Source organism: Euzebya rosea (genome assembly GCF_003073135.1).
Classification (GTDB): domain Bacteria; phylum Actinomycetota; class Nitriliruptoria; order Euzebyales; family Euzebyaceae; genus Euzebya; species Euzebya rosea.
Window position 1 is genome coordinate 94,893 of sequence record NZ_PGDQ01000015.1, and the last position, 18,492, is coordinate 113,384.

Consider the following 18,492-nt stretch of genomic DNA (forward strand, 5'->3'; position numbering starts at 1 on the left):
GGTCAGATCGACGAGATGACTGCGGGTCGGCCGGGCGAACGGTCGACGTGGAACGGTTGTGGGCAGCCCGAGGGCCCCGCCGGCGGCGGGGTGCGGGTCAGATCGGTAGTCGTCCATCGCCGGGATCGTCCCGGTCCGTGCCAGTCCGATCCGGGGAGGTCCGACCTGGGGCCGTCCGGCCCGGGACGGTCTGGCCCGAGGACCGTGCCGTCCGGTCGGGTCCTGACGTGGTGGTCTGGTCGGGAATGCTGGGTCTGGGGTTGTCGTCGGGAAACCGGGTGGTCCGGGTGACGGTCTCACCGTCGCGGGTGCGGGTGATGGTGACGGTGCCGGTGGGCAGGTCGAAGGTCAGCAGCCAGCCGTCGTGGTGCACCGCGTTGTGATGATGGCGGCACAACGGCACCCCGTTGTCCTGATCGGTCGGCCCGTCGTGACGCCACCACTGGACGTGATGCAGGTCCGTCCAACCGATCGGCCTGCCACACGGCGTCCGATCCTCGACCGGGAACCCACACCCACCGAACAACAACTTGGCGGCCGTGTGCTGGGCTGTCGTCCACGCCCTGGTGGTCCGACCGATGTCCAACGGCATCCCCCGCGCATCGATCACCGCCCGGGTCAACCGGGCATCACACGCCAACCGCCGGGCCGTCTCCGGAGAGACCACCGTGCCGAACCCCCCGACCCCCGCGACCTCTGCCTCACCAGTCAACGTCGTCAGCGGGACGGTGATGGTGACGTGGGGCTTGATGCCCCGCGACGTGGGCAGCTCACCCGCCTGCAGCCCGGCGGTGATCAGGTCGAGGAACGCGTCGTAGCGACGCTGCTCGGGGGTGCGTCGCTCGTCCTCGGGGGTGTTGGGCGGGTCGAACACATGGGCCGCCTCCAGGCCGGCGTGGAGGAGCTCGCGGTCGGTGTCGGTCAGCACCACCCGCAGCACCGTCTGCCCGGTGATCCGATCCGACCCGAACGTCACCGATCGGCGGGCCCGCTGCGCCGCGGCAGCACGCTCCAACGCCGCCACATCAGCAGCCCGCAACATGTTGGCCTCGGTCCGCACCCGATCCGGCGACGCCCCCGCCACCGCCGACTCCAACAACGCCTCCCGGCGGGCCCTCCGGGCCGCCTCGTCCGCCGCCGCCTGTACGGCGGCCCGTTCGGCCCGTTCGCGGGCGAGCTGCTCCTCCCGAGCCGCGGCCTCGCGGGCCAGCCGCATCCGCTCCGCCAACGTCGCGGCCTCCGCCTGTGCCCGCTCATCAGCCAGACGACGCTCCTGACGAGCACGGTCCTCCTCAGCAGCCCTAGCGCGGGCGGCGGCGTCCTGATCGGCCGCCTGCTTCTCCGCCGCCGCCACCAACCCCGCCGCATGATCCCGCGAGATCACCCCCGCCTGCAACCGGTCCAACACCTCCCCATCGTCAGCCAGGCCGACCGCCAGACGCACCTCACGTGCCGCCGTGGCCCCCGACAGGCCGAACACCCCCGCCACCCACGCCGACAACGACACCGCACCATCGCACTCAGGCAGACCAGCCACATCCGCCGCCACGATCCCCCGCAAACGCGCCGCCGACAACGCCGCATCCACCCCCGCGAGGCCCTCCATCGCGCGACGGACCGACCCCGGCTCGACAGCGCCCGAACCACCGTCGCCGGCCACCCCCGAGGCGGTGCCAGCAGCCATGCCCGCCAGCCAGTCGTTCAACCGGCCCAGGACCCCCAGCGCCTCACCCACCAACACCACCGGATCACCCTCCCCACCGGCACCCTCCGGACCGCCGAGCCCCCCAGCCCTGCCATCCGGCGGCTGACCAACCGTGTAGTCCGCCCCGTCCTCCCCCGCCAGCCACACCTCGGGCACCCCACCACCCGATGCCGGCAGCTCCTCCGCGAGGTAGGCGACGACGTCCTCCTCCGCAAGCCACACTTCCGCCAGCCGGCCACCCCACCAGGTCGGCCCGGCCTCCTCCACCACCGTTGCCATCGTCGCGTTCACCTCCTCCCGGAATCCAGTTCTCGATGTCCCGATCAACCTACGCGGGGGGTGTGACATCGGGTCCTCGGCCAGCACCGTGCACGGTCCCGCCGGCGCTGCTCGAACCGCTCCCGAGGGCGTCATCCGCTTGGCGACGCCGGCCCCGCCGGCCCGTCCGACTCCACCCGTTGTCCACGAGCGGCCGTCACTCCAACGGGGCGATGTCACACCCCTCCGGCATCATCGGGAACCAAGAACGAGAACCAGGAGAAGGGCTTCCACATCATGAACACCCAGGGCAGCGGGATGACTCCCGAGCAGAAGGCCAAGGCACTCGACGCCGCGCTCGGCGCGATCGGCAAGCAGTTCGGCGGCGAAGCCATCATGCGGATGGGCGAGTCGCCCAAGAAGCTCCTCGAGGCCATCCCCACCGGTGTCCTCCCCATCGACATCGCCCTCGGCATCGGCGGGCTCCCGAAGGGTCGCATCATCGAGATGTACGGCCCCGAGTCCTCCGGCAAGACCACCGTGGCCCTCCACGTGCTGGCCCAGGTCCAGGCCGCTGGCGGTGTGGCCGCGTTCATCGACGCCGAGCACGCGCTGGACCCGACCTACGCCCAGGCCCTCGGGTGCGACCTGAACTCGATGCTGGTCTCCCAGCCCGACTCCGGCGAGCAGGCCCTCGAGATCGTCGACACGCTCGCCCGCTCGCAGGCCGTCGACCTGATCGTCATCGACTCCGTGGCCGCCCTGACCCCACGCGCCGAGATCGACGGCGAGATGGGTGACTCCCACGTCGGCCTGCAGGCCCGCCTGATGTCCCAGGGCCTGCGCAAGCTCGCCGGGATCACCCAGAAGGGGGGCACCACGATCATCTTCATCAACCAGCTTCGCGAGAAGATCGGCGTGATGTTCGGATCCCCCGAGACGACCCCCGGCGGCAAGGCGCTGAAGTTCTACGCCTCCGTCCGCATCGACATCCGTCGGATCGGCTCGGTCAAGGACGGCGACCAGTTCATCGGCAACCGGACCAAGGTGAAGATCGTCAAGAACAAGGTGGCGCCGCCGTTCAAGGTGACCGAGTTCACGATCGTCTTCGGACGGGGTGCGGCCAACGAGCTCGCGGTCCTCGACCTCGGCGTCGAACACGGCGTGATCCGCAAAGCCGGCGCCTGGTACTCCTACGACGGCGAGCAGATCGGCCAGGGTGCGGCCAAGTCCGGCGAGTTCCTCCTCGAGCACCCCGAGGTCCTGGCCGAGATCGAGCTCAAGGTCCGCGAAGCTGCCGGGCTCATCACCCCCGAGCCCGGGTCCGGGACCGACGACGCAGAGGACCTGCAGGACGCCTGAGCACCGGCCTGCCCGTCGCGTGGCCCGGGTGCCCCACCGGGGGTGCCCAGGCTCCCGGGCTCAGGTGGCCGAGTATGCAGCTGCCGGGCTCAGGCCGGGCAGGACTGGCCGGCCCAGGAGGGGTCGGTGGCATCGGCCACACCCTCCGGGACCGGCATCCGTTCGAGCGCCCCGGCCCCGGGGCCGAGCCCGCGGTAGGCGATCCTCGACCCGCCGTCCGCCGGGTCGTCGAGCTGGACGACCAGCACGTCCCCGCAAGGCGACACGTCGGCATCCTTCACCGACGCCCCCGGCGGCATGGCCACCTCGATGTCCTCCGTCGTCCCGGGCCGACGGACGTAGACCCGCTCGGCGCCGGAGCGGTCGCTCGACCAGATCAGCTCGCCGCTCGCCCCGAACGTGGGGTGGAAGTCGCTGGAACCCGGCTCACCCGCAGCCAGCACGACCTCGCCGTCGGGCAGCTGCACCCAGATGTCCAAACCCTCGGCGGTGTTGACGTGGAAGGCGATCGCCTCGTCGACCGGTGACACGGCAGGGCGATTCAGCACTGACGGACTACCGCCGGAGTCGATGCGTGCGGACAGCCGCAGCGGGGTGATGGTGCCATCCAGGTCGGTCACGAAGAGGTCCCGTCCGCCGAGGTCATCGGGCGCCGAGAACACGATCCGCTGGCCGTCGGGGAACCACGCGGGGTCGGAGTGCGAGGGTCCCTCGGTGATGACCCGGCTGGCCCCGGACTCCAGGTCGACCAGCACGAGTCGACCGTCCTGCACGGCGAGCACCGCCTCGTGCCCCGGCTGCCACCCCGGCTGGCCGTTGCCCGGACCGGTCACCTCCAGGACCTCCTGCGCGTTGCTGCCGTCGGCGGCCGAGACCCATACCCGACCGTCGCCCACGAACGCAATCCGTCCCTGCTGCGCAGCAGGGACGGAGGAGGTGGCTGGGGCGGTCGCCGAGGGATCCGCGGACCCCGTGTCGCCCACGTCGTCTGCGGGGTCCCCCGCCGAGGAGTTCGCGCCGTCGGACCCAGCAGCCCCGGTCGCCCCGTCAGCCCCGTCGCCCCCGGACACGCCGGCCGCCTCCCCGGAACCGTCAGCTTCATCCGACACGGGCTGCAGCCCCGCCTCCCCCGGCTCTGCCTCCGACGGGGAGGCCACCGCGGTCTCCGACGAGGTCCCGGCGTCGGCGCTGTCGTCGCCGCCGGATCCGAGGAGGAAGGCGACCACACCGACCACGACGGCGAGCAGGACCAGCAGCAGCACGATGACCCACGTGCGGCTGCTCGACCCTGACCCCCGACCCGCCTGGTACGCGTTCGGCGGCAGGCCCGGTGGCAGGCCCGCGGGACCTCCACCCCACCCCTGTCCCTGCAACGACCGGCCGGATGGATCCAGCCCGGCCGGAAGCCCGCCCTGCTGGTGGGGAGGCTGCTGGTACGCCCCCGAACCCGGCACCCCCGACCCCGACGCCGGACCAGCCACCCCCGATGCGCCACCACCGGGCGTCCCCGATGGAGACTGCGACGACGCCGCCTGCGACGGACGTGTGGACGCCGACGTCTGGGAGGCGCGCAGCTGCTCGGGAGAGATGACCGTCGTGACCGGCGCCGGACCGGAGTCGTCCTGGTCGGGTGTGTCCTCGGCAGGCGCCTTCGTGGGCGCCGACCCCCACCCGGACGCGATCGGCGGCGTCGAGCGAGGCACCGGCAACCCCAGCGCCTCGGCTGCGGCATCGACGAACGCCGTGCACGACGGATACCGATCCTCGGCCTTCTTGGCCATCGCCTTGGCCAGCACCGCGTCCGCCGCGGCGGGGAAGCGGCCCTTGGACTCCCGGCTGAGCACGGGGATGGGATCGGAGAGGTGGGCGGTCAGCAAGGACAGGTTCGACCCGCCGGCGGGCAGGTAGGGCGGCAGGCCGACGATGCACTCCCACAGCACGCACGCCAGGGAGTACTGGTCGCTCGCCGGCACGGCCTTGCCCTCGATCTGCTCGGGCGCCATGTACAGCAAGGTCCCGACGAACTGCCCGGTGCGAGTCACCGTCGCCGCCGCGTTGTGCTTGGTCAGCCCGAAGTCGGTCAGGTAGACCCGCGTCCGCCCGTCCCCTTTCTCCTCCCAACCCTGGAGGAGGATGTTCGCCGGCTTGACGTCACGGTGGGCGAGGCCGATGTCGGACGCCGCGTCGAGGGCCTCGGCCACCGCACGGCAGATCAGCACGGCGTCGGCGGGCTCGAGCGGTCGATCCCGTTCCTGCAGCACCCGCTCGAGGTCCGGCCCGTCGATGTAGGTCATCACCAGGTACGGCAGGCCGTCCTGCTCGCCGGAGTCGAACACCTGGGTGATGTTGGGGTGGTCCAGGGAGGCGGCGCCCTCGGCCTCGCGGTCGAAGCGGGCCCGGAACTCCTGCTCCTTGGCGAACGTGCGGTTCAGCGTCTTGATCGCCACGCGCTTGCCGAGGGTCAGATGGCGTGCCTCGTAGACCACACCGACCGCGCCGCGTCCTGCGACCCGGACGATGCGGTAGCCCCCGATCTCGTGACCGGCCGGCAGCACGTCCATGCCCTAGAGACTAGTGGCGGGGCCGGATCGATACGCCGATGGGTGACAAGTCATCAAGTCGTCACTTCGTGATCGACCCGGCGCCGGAGACCTCGTTCGACTGCCGACCTCGCCGCACCAACCGCACGCCGGCGGTGACCAAGAGCACCGCGAACGCCGTCTGCAGGATGTCGGCGGGCAGGCGCTGGGCCAGCAGGCCGCCGAGCAGCCCTCCGGCGATGCCGCCGGCCCCGACCGTCAATCCCGCACGCCACCGGGTGTACCCGTTCCGTCCATGACGCCACGCACCGACGATGGCGGTCGGGATGATCACGGCGAGGGACGTCCCCTCCGCCAGGTGCTGGCCGAACCCGAAGCCCAGGACCATCGCCGGCACCATGACCACGCCGCCGCCGACCCCGAGCAGGGCCGACAGCAGCCCGGTGGCAAGCCCCGTGACCAGCAACCCGGCCAGCGCCAGCGTCGTCAGCGACACCACGCCGTCCTCGCCACCACCACCGGGCAGCACCAGCCGAACGGCCATCAGCAGCATGAAGACGCCGAACACCACACGCAGGCGGTCCGCCGGGATGCGCCGCATCACCTCGGCCCCACCGATCGCACCGGCGAGCGAGCCGACGGCCAGCGCTGCCGCAGCCGGCCAGGACACCGCGCCGTCCATCGCGAACGGCAGCAGGGCAGCAGGGGCGGTCACGATGATCGCGGCAAGGCTGGTCGCGTGCGCCTGGTGCTGGCCCAACCCCGCAACCAGGACGAGGCCCGGCACCAGCACGATCCCCCCACCGACGCCGAACAGGCCAGCCATCACCCCGGCGAGCAGCCCGAGGGCGAGCGCGCGGGACAGGGGGAAGTCACGTGGGGCGGCGGCGGTCATCGATGGGCGACGGTACCGGAGGGTGCCCGCGACCCCACAGCCGGCCCCGGTGTGGGTCGCGCCCCTGCTCGCCCGTAGACTCCACCGTCGACCACCTGAGCCGCTACCCCTGGAGACCCCGTGGGCGAGTTCGTCACCGTCACAACCGATGAGCACGGCGTGGCCACGATCCGGCTGGATCGTGCCCCCGTCAACGCGCTGAACCCCCAGATCTGGGCCGAGCTCCGCGAAGCCGGACAGCTCTGCACCGATGACAACGACATCAAGGCCGTCGTCATCTGGGGCGGCCCCAAGGTCTTCGCCGCGGGCGCCGACATCAAGGCCATGCGCGCCATGGACTTCCAGGAGTTCTTCGCCGCCGGCGGGGGCCTCCAGGAGTCCTTCAAGACCCTGGCCCGCATCCCGAAGGTGACCATCGCCGCCGTCAACGGCTACGCGCTCGGCGGTGGCTGTGAGCTGTCGTTGACCGCCGACTTCCGCTACGCCGCCGACAACGCCAGGTTCGGGCAGCCCGAGATCAAGCTCGGCCTGATCCCGGGCGCCGGCGGCAGCCAGCGGCTGACCCGCCTGATCGGCGTGTCCAAGGCCAAGGAATGGGTCTACGGCGGCGAGATGTACGACACGGCGACCTGCGAACAGCTGGGCCTGGTCGACCGGGTCTATCCGGCCGACGAGGTCTACGACCGCGCCGTCGAGGCGGCCCGCGCCTACGCCAAGGGCCCCTACGCGCTGCGCATGGCCAAGAAGGCCATCGACGAGGGCATCGAGATGGACATCGACTCGGCCCTTCGCCTCGAGACCACCCTGTTCACCGCCTGCTTCGCCACCGACGACCAGAAGCTGGGGATGGACGCCTTCATCGCCAAGGGCGCCGCGGAGTTCACCCAGCGCTGAACCCGGCGCAGTCCCCGGTCCAGACCACCCCCACCCAAGGAGCCCCCGTGGCCGCCGAACCTGCCAGCCCGATCGACCCGCGTGAGGCGAACATCGTCTACCACGACTGGGAGGCCGGAACCTACGACGACAAGTGGTCGATCAGCTTCGACGAACGCTGCATCGACTACGCCGTCGGCCGGTTCGCCAAGGCCCTGCACGGCCGCCCCCGGGCGTTCGAGAAGGTGCTGGAGGTCGGCACGGGCACGGGGTTCTTCCTGCTGAACCTGGCGCAGGCCGGCTTCGTGGGCGAGGCGCACGCCACCGACATCTCCGAGGAGATGGTGAAGGTCTGCGTGGAGAACGGGCGCCGGCTGGGGATCGAGGTGCACGGCAAGCCTGCCGACGCCGAGGCCCTGCCGTACCCCGACAACACCTTCGACTTGGTGATGGGCCACGCCTTCATCCACCACGTCCCCGACCTCGACACCGCCTTCAGCGAGTTCATGCGGGTCCTCAAGCCCGGCGGCCGCCTCGTCATCGCGGGCGAGCCGACCTACCTCGGTGATGCCGTCGCCAACCAGTTCAAGCGGATCGCACGGGTCGGTGTGAAGACCGCCGCCGCCCTCTTCGGCCGCGACCGTGTCCTCAAGGCACCCGAGCAGATGCCGGCAGAGGAGATGGAGGCGGCTGCCCTGGAGTGGCACGTCGACCTGCACATCTTCACCCCGACCGAGCTGCAGGACCTCGCGCTGAAGGGCGGCTTCCACGAGGTCGAGACCTTCACCGAGGAGCTGACGGCCAACTGGTTCGGCTGGCTGACCCGCACGGCCGAGGCCATGCTCGCCGACGGCATCCTGCCCGACCGCTACCCGCTCGTGGCCTACCGTGCGTGGAAGTCGTTGTTCTGGGTCGACGAGCACGTCCTGCGCCACGTCGTGCCCAAGGACCTCTTCTACAACGCCATCCTGACGGCCGTGAAGCCGAAGGGCTGACGCGGCCACCCATGGCCGCCGTGCCGCAGCTGCCCCCACCGCCGGACGGACCCGGCGGCCGAACCGACGTGCACGCGCCCGAGGGCCTGCCCGCCGCGACCGACACGCCGACGGAGCTGTCGGAGGCAGATGCCCGCGAGCTGGCCGGTGAGCTCGCCCAGCAGGCTGCCGACACCGCGGTCCGCGCCGCGATCGCGCGGGAGGCGACGATCCGGGCCACCCACCTGGCCTCCGACGCCGGCGTCGACGTCCCCGTCCCGCCCCTGCCGAGCCGCACCCGCTGGGGCTGGCGACGGGCCCTGGAGTTCGGTGTCCGGCGCCGCATGTACACCCCCGAGTACCTGGCGCTGTACTCCCGCTTCCTGGCCCATCGCCTGCGCCAGCCGCAGGTGCGCATGGGCGGCATGGTGTTCTTCGGCCGTCGGGTCGAGCTGAAGGCCCGGCCGGGCCACGGGGTGCTGGACCTCGGCGCCTGGTGCTGGATCGGCGACGCCAACAAGCTGCGCGCCCACGAGGGCAACCTGCGGCTTGGGCCCAAGGTCGTGATGGGCCGCGACAACGTCATCAACACCTACCTCGACATCGAGATCGGGACCAACGCCCTGCTGGGCGACTGGATCTACGTCTGCGACTTCGACCACATCTACGACCGCCTCGACGTGCCCATCAAGGCGCAGGGCCTGGTCAAGACCCCGGTCCGCATCGGCGCGGACGTGTGGGTGGGGGAGAAGGCCTCGATCCTCCGCGGCGCCGACGTCGGCTCCGGGTCGGTGGTCGCCAGCCAGGCGCTGGTCAAGGACACCATCCCGCCGTTCTCCATCGTGGTCGGCACCCCCGCTCGGGTGATCCGGTCCCGCCTGCCGCAGGGCATGACGGTGGAGGAGGGACTCGCGCTGCAGCGTGCCGGCCACCCGATCCCCGGCGACCCCCTGGAGTAGGCCGGCCCCGAAGCAGCCGGCGCGCGTCGCGTCGAGGGCGAGTGAAGTTCCCCGCGCGGCAGGAAATCCGGCGGCGCCGTCGAACCAGTCAGCATGCGCTACGCCCGTCTGCTGCTTGTTGCCCTCTTCGTCCTCGCGTTGCTGCCCGCCGTCCAGGCCGGCGCGGCCGTCCTCGACCTCGCCGACGTCCTCGAGGCGCGGGAGCTCGCCTCCGGGCCCTCCGAGGACCTGACCGCCTCGGCCAACATGTCCCACGTGGCGAACCTCCAGTGGGAGGACTCGTTCCGCCGCGCGGGCGGGCGCACCATCGACACCCAGGGCGGCACCGACGTGGAGTTCGCCACGATCGACGGACGCGACTACGCCGTGGCCGGCACCTACCAGAACGGCCTGCAGATCCTCGACGTGACCGACCCCGAGGCGCCGACGCAGGCGGGCTGGTACCACTGCGACATCCTCCAGGGCGACGTCCAGACCTTCACCCGCGAGGACGTCGACGCCGACGGGAACGCCTACACCCGGCACCTGGTCACCTACACCGCCGACTCCGGCTACACCGCCAGGCCCTCGGCGTGCTTCAACGACATCAACGCCGCCCCCGGCATCGGCACGCTGATCATCGACATCACCAACCCCGCCGAGCCGCGCAGCGTGTCCCACATCACCTTCGCCGGTGGATCGCACAACCAGACCATCCACCCCGACGGCAACTACCTCTACAACTCCAACTCCGGCGGCTGCGGTGACTGCATCGAGGTCATCGACATCACCGACCTCGAGAACCCCCGCATCCACACCAGGCTCCCGATCGGCACGCTGGACGACTCCCACGACCTGACGTTCAACGCCGACGGCACCCGGGCCTACTCTGCCGCCATCAACGGCACCGTCATCATCAACACCGAGGACCCGGCGGCCCCGTCGGTCATCACGACCATCTTCGACCCGGCCGTCACCCTCCACCACCAGTCCGACCCGGTGACCATCGGCGACCGCGAGTTCGTCGTCATCAACGACGAGCTGGCCGGTGCCGGGGGCAACGAGGTCTGCCCCGGCGGCGGCCTCCACGTGTGGGAGATCACCGGCGACATGGAGGACAACCCGGTCAAGGTCGGCGCCTTCTTCACCCCCGAGCTGACCGTCCGCGAGGGCGCCGGCACGGGCCTCGGCGGCACGGTGACCTGCACCAGCCACGTCTTCCGGATCTACCCGGAGCAGGAGAAGCTCGTCATCGGCTGGTTCGGCGCCGGCGTGCACGTGATCGACATGTCCGGCCTCGCCGACCTCCCCGTCGGCGGATCGGTCGGCGTCGCCGGCCAGTCCATCGGTGCCGGCATGGTCGAGGTCGGCTTCGCCCGCTTCGCCGACTCCGACACCTGGTCGGCGAAGGTCATGGACTGGGACGAGGACGGCTCGGCGTACATCTTCGCCGACGACCAGACCCGCGGCTTCGACGTGTACCGCTTCGACAACACCGCCGAGACCGCCGAGAACCCGGGCACCTGGCTGACGCCGGCCGACGCCCAGCTGCGCCTCGACACCCTGCTCGCCAGCGGCTTCCAGCCGAAGCAGTACCTGATCTGCGACCTGACCCTCGGCCGGGCGCAGCTCTCCTAGGAGTACCGCCTATGCTCCCGGGCGGCACGCGCAAGGCGTGTCGCCCGACACAGCGATGAGGAGCAGGTGAAGGAGCAGGCACCCCAGGGCAGGACCCGCCGCGCGGGACGGGTGCTGTTCGGCGACGAACGACGCATCGGCCTGTGGATCGTGCCGCTCATGGCCATCGTCACCCTCGCCGGTGCGGTCGTCGCCGCTGGCGTCACGATCCTGGTCTACAACCAGCGGGTCGAGGCGCTCCGCGAGGAGGTCGGTGGGGCCTCCGCTGCCGCCGACGAGGCCCGCGGGGAGATCGAGCGGCTCGTCGAGGACTACCGGGTCGAGCTCGGCCTGGCCGAGCCCCCCGACGGGGAGGAGGAGTCGGCTCCCACCGATCGCGGCCCGACCGACGCCGGCATCTTCGCCGTCGCCGGCCCCCGGGCTGTCGGCAACGCCTTCGCGTTCTTCTCCGACGACTCCCAGACCTTCCTCGTCACCACCACGACCGTCGTCGGCACCGCCACCCAGGTGGAGGTGTACCTGCCGTCCGGCCGCACCCCGGGCACGGTGCTGGCGACCGACGACGCCGTCGACCTGGCCACCATCCGCATCGACGTCGGCGGCATCGTGCCGCTGCGCTGGCGCGCCCCGCTGGAGTCGGTCCAGCCGGGAACGAGGGCTCGCATCCTCGGGGTGGCCGGGCCGGACCTCCCGGCCGATGTCCCCGTGACCGTCGCCGGGGTCGGCGGCCGGGTCCTGCTGCTGGACGGCAACCTGTCCTCCTACCTCTCGGGTGCCCCGGTGATCGACGGCAACGGCTTCGTCATCGCCGTGGCCAGCAACGTCTACCGACCCTTCGGACCCGTCGAGTCGACCCTGCTGCACGTCCCGCCCATCCGGGCGGTCTGCGAGACGCTGGTCAGCTGCGCCCCCGAGGACCTCGGTGGCCAGCCCCCGCTCGGCCCGGCGCCGACGGCGGTTCCGGCACCCAACTCGGTGCTGCCCCCGCCACCACCCCCTCCCGCGCCGCCGCCACCCCCTCCAGCGCCGCCGCCTCCGCCGGTCACGCCGACGGCCACGCCGACCCGCACGCCGACGCCGGCACCCACGCCGACGCCGTCGGACACCACCGGCCCCCCGACCCCACCGAGCGCCTCGCCGGCCCCCAGCGGCTGACGGTCAGCCCCGCCCGAGGGATCGCAGTCGTTCGTCGGCGTGCTCGGCCAGGTCCGGATCGGCGGACTTGAGCACCCGTCGCCAGCAGGCCGCCGCCGCCTCGGTGTCCCCGAGCGCCCGGTGCACGTCACCCATGACCAGGAGGGTGGGCTCCATCTGATCCGGACCCCCCGCGTCGAGGGCGGCCTTCGCCGCATCCATGGCCTCGGCCGCCCGACCGGCACCCAGCAGGACCTGGGCGATGCGACGCAGCGGCTCGGGGTCCGCCGGCGCGTGGTCCCGCCAGCGTTCGTAGAGGTGCCGGGCCTCCTCGGGACGTCCCTCGTCCTCGTACAGCTCCGCCAGCCCGACCAGGGCCGTGACGGCGGCTGGACCACCGCCGTCGGCGACCTGCCTGATCGTCCGGCGCGCGTCGTCCTCGCCGAGCCGAAGGCGGGCATGGGCGTGGAACAGCTGCGCGTGGTCGAGGACCACCGGGTCGTCCACTGACTCCAGCAGCTGTCCGAGCGCCGTCACGGCCATCGGATCATCGCCTTCGTCGACGTAGGAGAGGGCAGCCTCCAGCAGCAGGTCCTCGCGGTCACCCAGCGTTGCCCGTTCGGCCGCTCGCAGGAACGCCTGACGCGCGCTGTCGTGCTCGCCCACACGGCGGTGCAGCGCCGCCCGGGTCCGCATCACCATGACGAAGGCGTCGGTGTCGACCTCGGCCCGCGCGGCCGCACGCACGAGCAGCTCCTCGGCAGAGGCCTGCTCGCCACGTTCGGCGAGCTCCTCGGCGAGGATCGACATGGCCCGGGCGCTGACCTGGACCGACCGTGCCTCGCCGGCCGTCTCCAGCAGCGTTCGTGCGCGGGGCCAACGGCCCTTCATCAGCATGGCCTCGGCCAGGCCCACGCTGGCCTCCGGGGCGAGGGCCCAGTCGCCGGACGCGATCGCGCGACGCAGGTGGGCCTCGGCCGCGTCGATGTCGCCGGTGACCAGGGCCCGACGCCCGAGGACGACCTGTGCATGACGGGATGCGGTCGGGTGTCCCACGGCGAGTGCCTCGCGGAGCAGGCGGTCGGCCCGTTCGTCGTCACCGTCGGCCTCGGCCAGCAGGCCCAGGACGAGGAGCCGTTCGGCCCGGTGCTCGGGCCCACCACGGTCCAGGGCTCGTTCGAGCAACGCCCTGGCCTTCACGGGATCACCCGCATCGGCCAGCAGCTGGGCCGCGACGGCCTGCAGTGCCGCGCCGTGCTCGGTGGCGTAGGCAGCGAAGAGCGGTTCGAGGGCCGCCTCGACCCCGGCTCGGTCGTTGCGGGCCGCCGCGAGCGCGGCCCGGCCGTAGGCGAGGATCGGCCGGTTCGCGGGATGGCGCCCGAGGTCCTCCGCCGTGCGCAACCAGCCCTCGGCTGCCGACAGGTCGCCGCGGCCGGCCAGCTCGGCGGCCTCCAGGACCCCCGCGAGCGGAGCCGCGACGGGATGGCCACCGTCGACCAGCCGGCGGGCCATCGCCGTCGCCACCTCGGCGTCGCCGAGGTCCCGGTGGAGCGCCTGCAGCTCCAGGAGCGCGATCGCCACGGGCTCCGGCGGGAAGTCCCCGTCGACGACACGCCGGTAGCAGGCGATCGCACGATCCGGGTCGACCCGTTCGGCGCAGTTGCCCTGCACGATGATCGCCAGCCCGGCCGTCTCGACGTCCTTGGCCTCGAACTCCACGCGCGTGCTCACCGCCTCGGCCCGGGCAAGGTTGCCCGTCGCGAGGTCGAGCGCCGCCCCCAGCAGCAGCGCCCCCTGCCCCTGCCCGTCCGGCAGGTCGGCAGCGGTCCGGATGACGTCGCGTGCCACGTCCTCCTCGCCCATGCGTTGCAGCAGGTCGGCGTACTCCGCGAGCAGGTCGCCACGTGCCTCCCCGGGCCACGCGCTGGCGCGGGCCAGGCTGGTCATCGCCCCGTCGGGGTCGCCCATCGCCGCCAGCAGCCTGCTGAGGGTGATGGCGGCGTGCTCCCGCGCCGGGCCGTGCTCGGTGACGAGCGGCCGCAGGTGGCCGATCGCGGCACCGACGTCGCCCCGGGCCGCCTCGATCTCGGCCAGGCCGACGCGGGCCCGGTCGGCCACCATCCCGTTGTCGTCGTCCGCCAGCTCGGCGAGCAGCTGCTCGGCGCTGGGGACGTCGCCGGTCAGCCACCTGACCCGGGCCTCCTCCAACCTCGCGAGGCCCGGGACGGGCACGGTCGCCGGGCCGGATGCGATCGGAGGGCCGTCGGTGGCCTCGCCCGCAACCCTCGTGGGCGGCGACGGACCCACGGCATGGGCCGTCGGCAGCGGGCCCGGCTGGACACCACGCTGCAGCAGCCGCGTGGGGGACAACCCGAGGGTTGCCTGTGCCTGCTGGAGGATCCGACCGAAGGTCGCCGCGTCAGGCGGCCGGTCCGCTGGTGCCCGCGCCAGCCCGGCGGTGACCGCCTCCTCCACGACCGGCGGGACGCCCATCTCCTCCAGCGACGGCAGCTCGTCGTTGAGGATGGCGTACATCGTCTGGATCATCTCGGGCCGTCGGTATGCCGGGCTGCCGAGCAGCGCATGGTGGAGCGTGGCGGCCAGCGACCACAGGTCGGTGGCCGGGGTCACGGCCCCGTCGAAGGCCTCGGGCGCCATGTAGGCGACGGTGCCGAGCAGACCACCCTGCACCGTGAGCTGGCGGGTCTGCTGGGTTCGGGCGATCCCGAAGTCGGCCAGCTGTGGCTCGCCGAACTCGTCCAGCAGGATGTTGTCGGGCTTGATGTCGCGGTGCACGATGCCGGCGTCGTGCGCGGTGGCCAGCGCCCCGCACAGCTTCACCCCGACGTCGAGGACCTCCGGCACGTCCAGGCGGGTGCTGGAGGCGATGCGGCCGGCCCAGTCCCCACGGTCGAGGAAGGCCATCACGATGTAGCGGTGGCCCGACTCGGTGGTGCCAGCTGCGTGGACGGTGACGATGTGCGGGTGGCTGGACAGGCCGCCGAGGACACGGCGTTCGCGCTCGAACCGGCCGATGTCCTCCTCGCTGGCCCGGGTGTCGTGGAGCACCTTGATGGCGACCTCGCGCTGGAAGTCGACCTGCCACGCCCGATAGACCGTCCCGAAGGCGCCCGAACCGATCTCGGACAGCCGCTCGAACCCAGCCAGCTTCACGGGGTGGATGCTAGACCACGGGCCCGTCGGTCGGCTCGGGGATCCGGGATCCGGAGGTGCGGTGCACCGGGCGTCGACGTCTCGACCCCCTCGACCTGACAGACTCGTGTCCGATGACCGACGTGACGGCCACCACCGCCGGCCCGCTTGCCCTGGTCGGCAGCGGCGAGTTCCTGCCGGCCATGGCCGACGTCGATGCCGGCCTGCTGGACGGGCGACCACGCCGGGTCGCCGTCCTGCCGACCGCGGCGGGGCCCGAGGGCGACCGCAGCGTCCGACGCTGGTTCGACCTAGCGCACCGGCACTACGCGGGGCTCGACGCCGAGGTGGTCGAGGTCGACGTGCGCGACCGTGACGCGGCGATGGACCACCGGTTCGTCGACCTGCTCGACGGTGTCGGGTTGGTCTACCTGTCGGGTGGCAACCCCGGGCACCTCGCCGACAGCCTGCGAGGGACACCGCTCGGCGAGGCGATCGCGGCCACATGGCGGGCCGGGGCGGCGCTCGCCGGCTGTTCGGCCGGGGCGATGGCCCTGGGCCGAACGACCCTGACGATGCGCACCCACCCGGTTGAGGGGCTGGGGCTGGCTGGCCCCGTGGCCACCATCCCGCACTTCGACCGCTTCGGGTTCGCCCGACGGATCGCCGGCGCGGTGTCGTCGCTGGTGATCGACCGGGGCGAGACGATCGTCGGCGTCGACGAGGACACCGCCGTGGTGTGGTCGCCGACCGACGGTGGCTGGCGGGCGATGGGGGCAGCGAAGGTCTGGCTGGTCACCCCGTCGGGAGGCCGAGGGCAGGGGCATGGCCACGGCGAGCGCGTACCGCTGCCGGAGCCTGCCGCAGCCTGACCGCGAACGTCGCGCCGCCACCGAGTGTGTCCGACAACGCGATGTCCCCGCCGTGCGCCTCGACGATGGACTGCACGATCGACAGGCCCAGCCCGCTGCCGCCCGACGCCCGGGTGCGGGACTCGTCGGCGCGCCAGAACCGGGCGAACACCTGGGCCCCCACGTGGGAGGGGATGCCGGGCCCGTCGTCGCTGACCCGCACCACGACGTGGCCGTCGTCGATGGCGGTCACGACCCGGACCGTGGTCCCGTCGGGCGTGTGTTGCACGGCGTTGTCGACGAGGTTGCCGACCACCTGTCGCAAGCGGTCGGCGTCGCCGATCACGACCGCACCGTCCACCACGTCCAGCGCCACCCGGTGGTCCTCGTGGGCCACGCGGGCGTTGCGGACCACGTCGGCAGCGACGACGGACAGGTCGACGGGCGCGGCGTCCAGTGGGCGGCCGCGGTCGGTACGGGCCAGGAGCAGCAGGTCGTCCACCAGCCGCCCGAGCCGCGCGGCCTCCTGCTCGGTGGCCGACATCGCGTCGTCCATGGCGGCGCGATCGGCCAGCCCACCGAGCCGGTACAGCTCGGCGTAGCCCCGGATCGTCGAGGTGGGGGTGCGCAGCTCGTGGGAGGCGTCGGCGACGAAGCGGCGCAGCCGTTGCTCGGTCGCGTCCTTGTCGGCAAAGGCCTCCTCGATGGTCTCCATCATGCGGTTGAGGGCCTTGCCCAGCTGGTCCGCCTCCGTCCGCGAGTCGCCGTGCGACACACGATGCGACAGGTCGCCGTCGGCGATGACCGTGGCGGCCCGGGTCATACGACGCAGGGGCGTCACACCCAACCGCACGACCGCGCCGATCACGAACACCAGCACGAGCGCCGCACCGGCCGTCGCGGAGGCCACCACGACGGCGAGCCGGCCGGCAGCGGCGTCGACGTCATCCAGCGGCAGGGCGATCAGGCGGAGCCCGTCGTCGTCGGGGGTGGCAACGACACGGACGCGGTACCGGACGCCCGACGGGTCGCTGTCGACGGTGACCAGCGTCCCGTCGGGCTCGTCGATGTCGGCCACCGCCGCGGCCACCTCCTCGACGTCCGGACCGGGGTGCTCGTCACCGAAGGTGGGTCGTGAGACGGTCGTCACCGTGCCATCGACGCCGAGGACGCCGATCCACACCGGGGTGGGTGCCCGGTCCTCGGCGTCCGCGGCGGTGGCCTCGGGGTTGCTCGCCACGTCCTCGGGCAGCGTGGGTAGCGCGGGCACCTCGGGCAGCTCGGGAGGCAACGCCCCCTCCGGTCGGTTGGTCCCCTGCGGGGCGATGCCGAAGCGGCCGAATCCGCCGAGGCCCAGGAGCTGCTCGTCGACCTGATGCATCAGGTGCTCCCGGGTGGTGGTGACGGTGATCCAGCCGGCTGCCGCCAGCGCCACCACCACGACCACCATCCCGGCGACGAGCCGGGCGCGCAGGCTCACGGGTTCTCACGCAGGACGTACCCGACCCCGCGGATCGTGTGGATCAGCTTCGGGTCGTGGCCGTCGTCCAGCTTGCGGCGCAGGTACCCGATGTAGGTCTCGACCACGCCACCGTCGCCGTTGAAGTCGTAGCGCCACACTTCGTCGAGGATCTGGGCCTTCGACATGACCCGTCCGGCGTTGCGCAGCAGGCAGCGCAGCAGGTTGAACTCCGTCGCCGACAGGTGGACGGGTGCTCCGGCACGGGTCACCCGATGGGCCGCCTCGTCCATCTCCAGGTCCGCACACGACAGCTGCTGGCCCGTGGGCACCGCGCCGGCCCGCCGCAGGACCGCGGTGATCCTGGCGACCAGCTCCTCCAGGCTGAACGGCTTGGTCAGGTAGTCGTCCCCGCCGATCGTCAGGCCGTGGACACGGTCCTCGAGGGCATCACGAGCGGTCAGGAACACCGTGGGGACCGCGATGCCGCGGGCACGCATGCGGCGGCACACCTCGAAGCCGTCGATGTCGGGCAACATGACGTCCAGCACCGCGGCGTCGGGTGTCGTCCGCTCCAGCGCCCGCAACGCCTCGAGGCCGGATCCGACCCCCTCGACCCCGAAGCCGTGGTGCCGCAGGGCTGCCACGAGCATGGTGCGCAGGTTGTCCTCGTCGTCGACCAGGAGCAGGTGTTGTGCCGTCATGGGTCGAC

Annotated in this window: 13 protein-coding genes; 7 read left to right on the plus strand and 6 right to left on the minus strand. The window is 72.3% G+C overall.

The features are described 5' to 3' along the window. Positions 1 to 97: 97 nt before the first annotated feature. A complete protein-coding gene (locus CUC05_RS18940) occupies positions 98 to 1,984 on the minus strand; it encodes an HNH endonuclease (protein ID WP_157965763.1) in 1,887 nt (628 codons plus the stop codon). Between the two features lie 297 nt (positions 1,985 to 2,281). Here CUC05_RS18940 and recA point away from each other — a divergent pair, with 297 nt between their 5' ends. Continuing rightward, positions 2,282 to 3,325, plus strand: a complete 1,044-nt coding sequence (gene recA, locus CUC05_RS18945) for a recombinase RecA (protein WP_108667764.1) — start codon at positions 2,282 to 2,284, stop codon at positions 3,323 to 3,325. A gap of 89 nt (positions 3,326 to 3,414) precedes the next feature. On the opposite strand, the gene CUC05_RS18950 is transcribed toward recA, so the two are convergent. Both CUC05_RS18950 and CUC05_RS18955 read right to left on the minus strand, forming a co-directional pair. After that, on the minus strand, positions 3,415 to 5,886 hold the full coding sequence (locus tag CUC05_RS18950; RefSeq protein ID WP_108667691.1) for a protein kinase domain-containing protein: 2,472 nt from the start codon (positions 5,884 to 5,886) through the stop codon (positions 3,415 to 3,417). Between the two features lie 61 nt (positions 5,887 to 5,947). Then, positions 5,948 to 6,760 carry a sulfite exporter TauE/SafE family protein gene (locus tag CUC05_RS18955; protein ID WP_108667692.1) on the minus strand — a complete coding sequence of 271 codons (813 nt, stop codon included), beginning with the start codon at positions 6,758 to 6,760 and terminating at the stop codon, positions 5,948 to 5,950. 120 nt (positions 6,761 to 6,880) lie between these two features. Here CUC05_RS18955 and CUC05_RS18960 point away from each other — a divergent pair, with 120 nt between their 5' ends. The 5 genes from CUC05_RS18960 (at position 6,881) to CUC05_RS24885 (ending at position 12,338) form a co-directional block, all read left to right on the plus strand. Then, positions 6,881 to 7,654, plus strand: a complete 774-nt coding sequence (locus tag CUC05_RS18960; RefSeq protein WP_108667693.1) for an enoyl-CoA hydratase/isomerase family protein — start codon at positions 6,881 to 6,883, stop codon at positions 7,652 to 7,654. Positions 7,655 to 7,701: 47 nt separating this feature from the next. Continuing rightward, a complete protein-coding gene (locus CUC05_RS18965) occupies positions 7,702 to 8,628 on the plus strand; it encodes a class I SAM-dependent methyltransferase (protein ID WP_108667694.1) in 927 nt (308 codons plus the stop codon). A gap of 11 nt (positions 8,629 to 8,639) precedes the next feature. Continuing rightward, a complete protein-coding gene (locus CUC05_RS18970) occupies positions 8,640 to 9,566 on the plus strand; it encodes an acyltransferase (protein ID WP_108667695.1) in 927 nt (308 codons plus the stop codon). A 93-nt stretch (positions 9,567 to 9,659) separates the two neighbouring features. Beyond that, the gene (locus tag CUC05_RS18975) at positions 9,660 to 11,183 is read left to right on the plus strand and encodes an LVIVD repeat-containing protein (RefSeq protein WP_108667696.1); all 1,524 of its coding nucleotides are present in this window, start codon (positions 9,660 to 9,662) and stop codon (positions 11,181 to 11,183) included. Between the two features lie 66 nt (positions 11,184 to 11,249). Continuing rightward, a complete protein-coding gene (locus CUC05_RS24885; RefSeq protein ID WP_157965764.1) occupies positions 11,250 to 12,338 on the plus strand; it encodes a trypsin-like peptidase domain-containing protein in 1,089 nt (362 codons plus the stop codon). A 3-nt stretch (positions 12,339 to 12,341) separates the two neighbouring features. Here CUC05_RS24885 and CUC05_RS18985 read toward each other — a convergent pair whose 3' ends face one another. Next, complete coding sequence (locus CUC05_RS18985) at positions 12,342 to 15,491, minus strand: protein kinase domain-containing protein (RefSeq protein ID WP_170128061.1); 3,150 nt, start codon at positions 15,489 to 15,491, stop codon at positions 12,342 to 12,344. A gap of 113 nt (positions 15,492 to 15,604) precedes the next feature. Between CUC05_RS18985 and CUC05_RS18990 the strand changes: the two genes are divergently transcribed. Then, a complete protein-coding gene (locus CUC05_RS18990; RefSeq protein ID WP_108667765.1) occupies positions 15,605 to 16,342 on the plus strand; it encodes a Type 1 glutamine amidotransferase-like domain-containing protein in 738 nt (245 codons plus the stop codon). Here the strand turns inward: CUC05_RS18990 and CUC05_RS18995 are convergent. Both CUC05_RS18995 and CUC05_RS19000 read right to left on the minus strand, forming a co-directional pair. Further along, positions 16,266 to 17,801, minus strand: coding sequence for a sensor histidine kinase (locus CUC05_RS18995; RefSeq protein ID WP_108667698.1), 1,536 nt, complete (start codon positions 17,799 to 17,801; stop codon positions 16,266 to 16,268). The genes CUC05_RS18990 and CUC05_RS18995 overlap by 77 nt on opposite strands. Then, positions 17,798 to 18,484: a response regulator transcription factor gene (locus CUC05_RS19000; RefSeq protein ID WP_108667699.1), complete on the minus strand. Its 687-nt coding sequence runs from the start codon at positions 18,482 to 18,484 to the stop codon at positions 17,798 to 17,800. Before CUC05_RS19000 ends, CUC05_RS18995 begins: the two co-directional genes overlap by 4 nt. Positions 18,485 to 18,492: the final 8 nt, after the last annotated feature.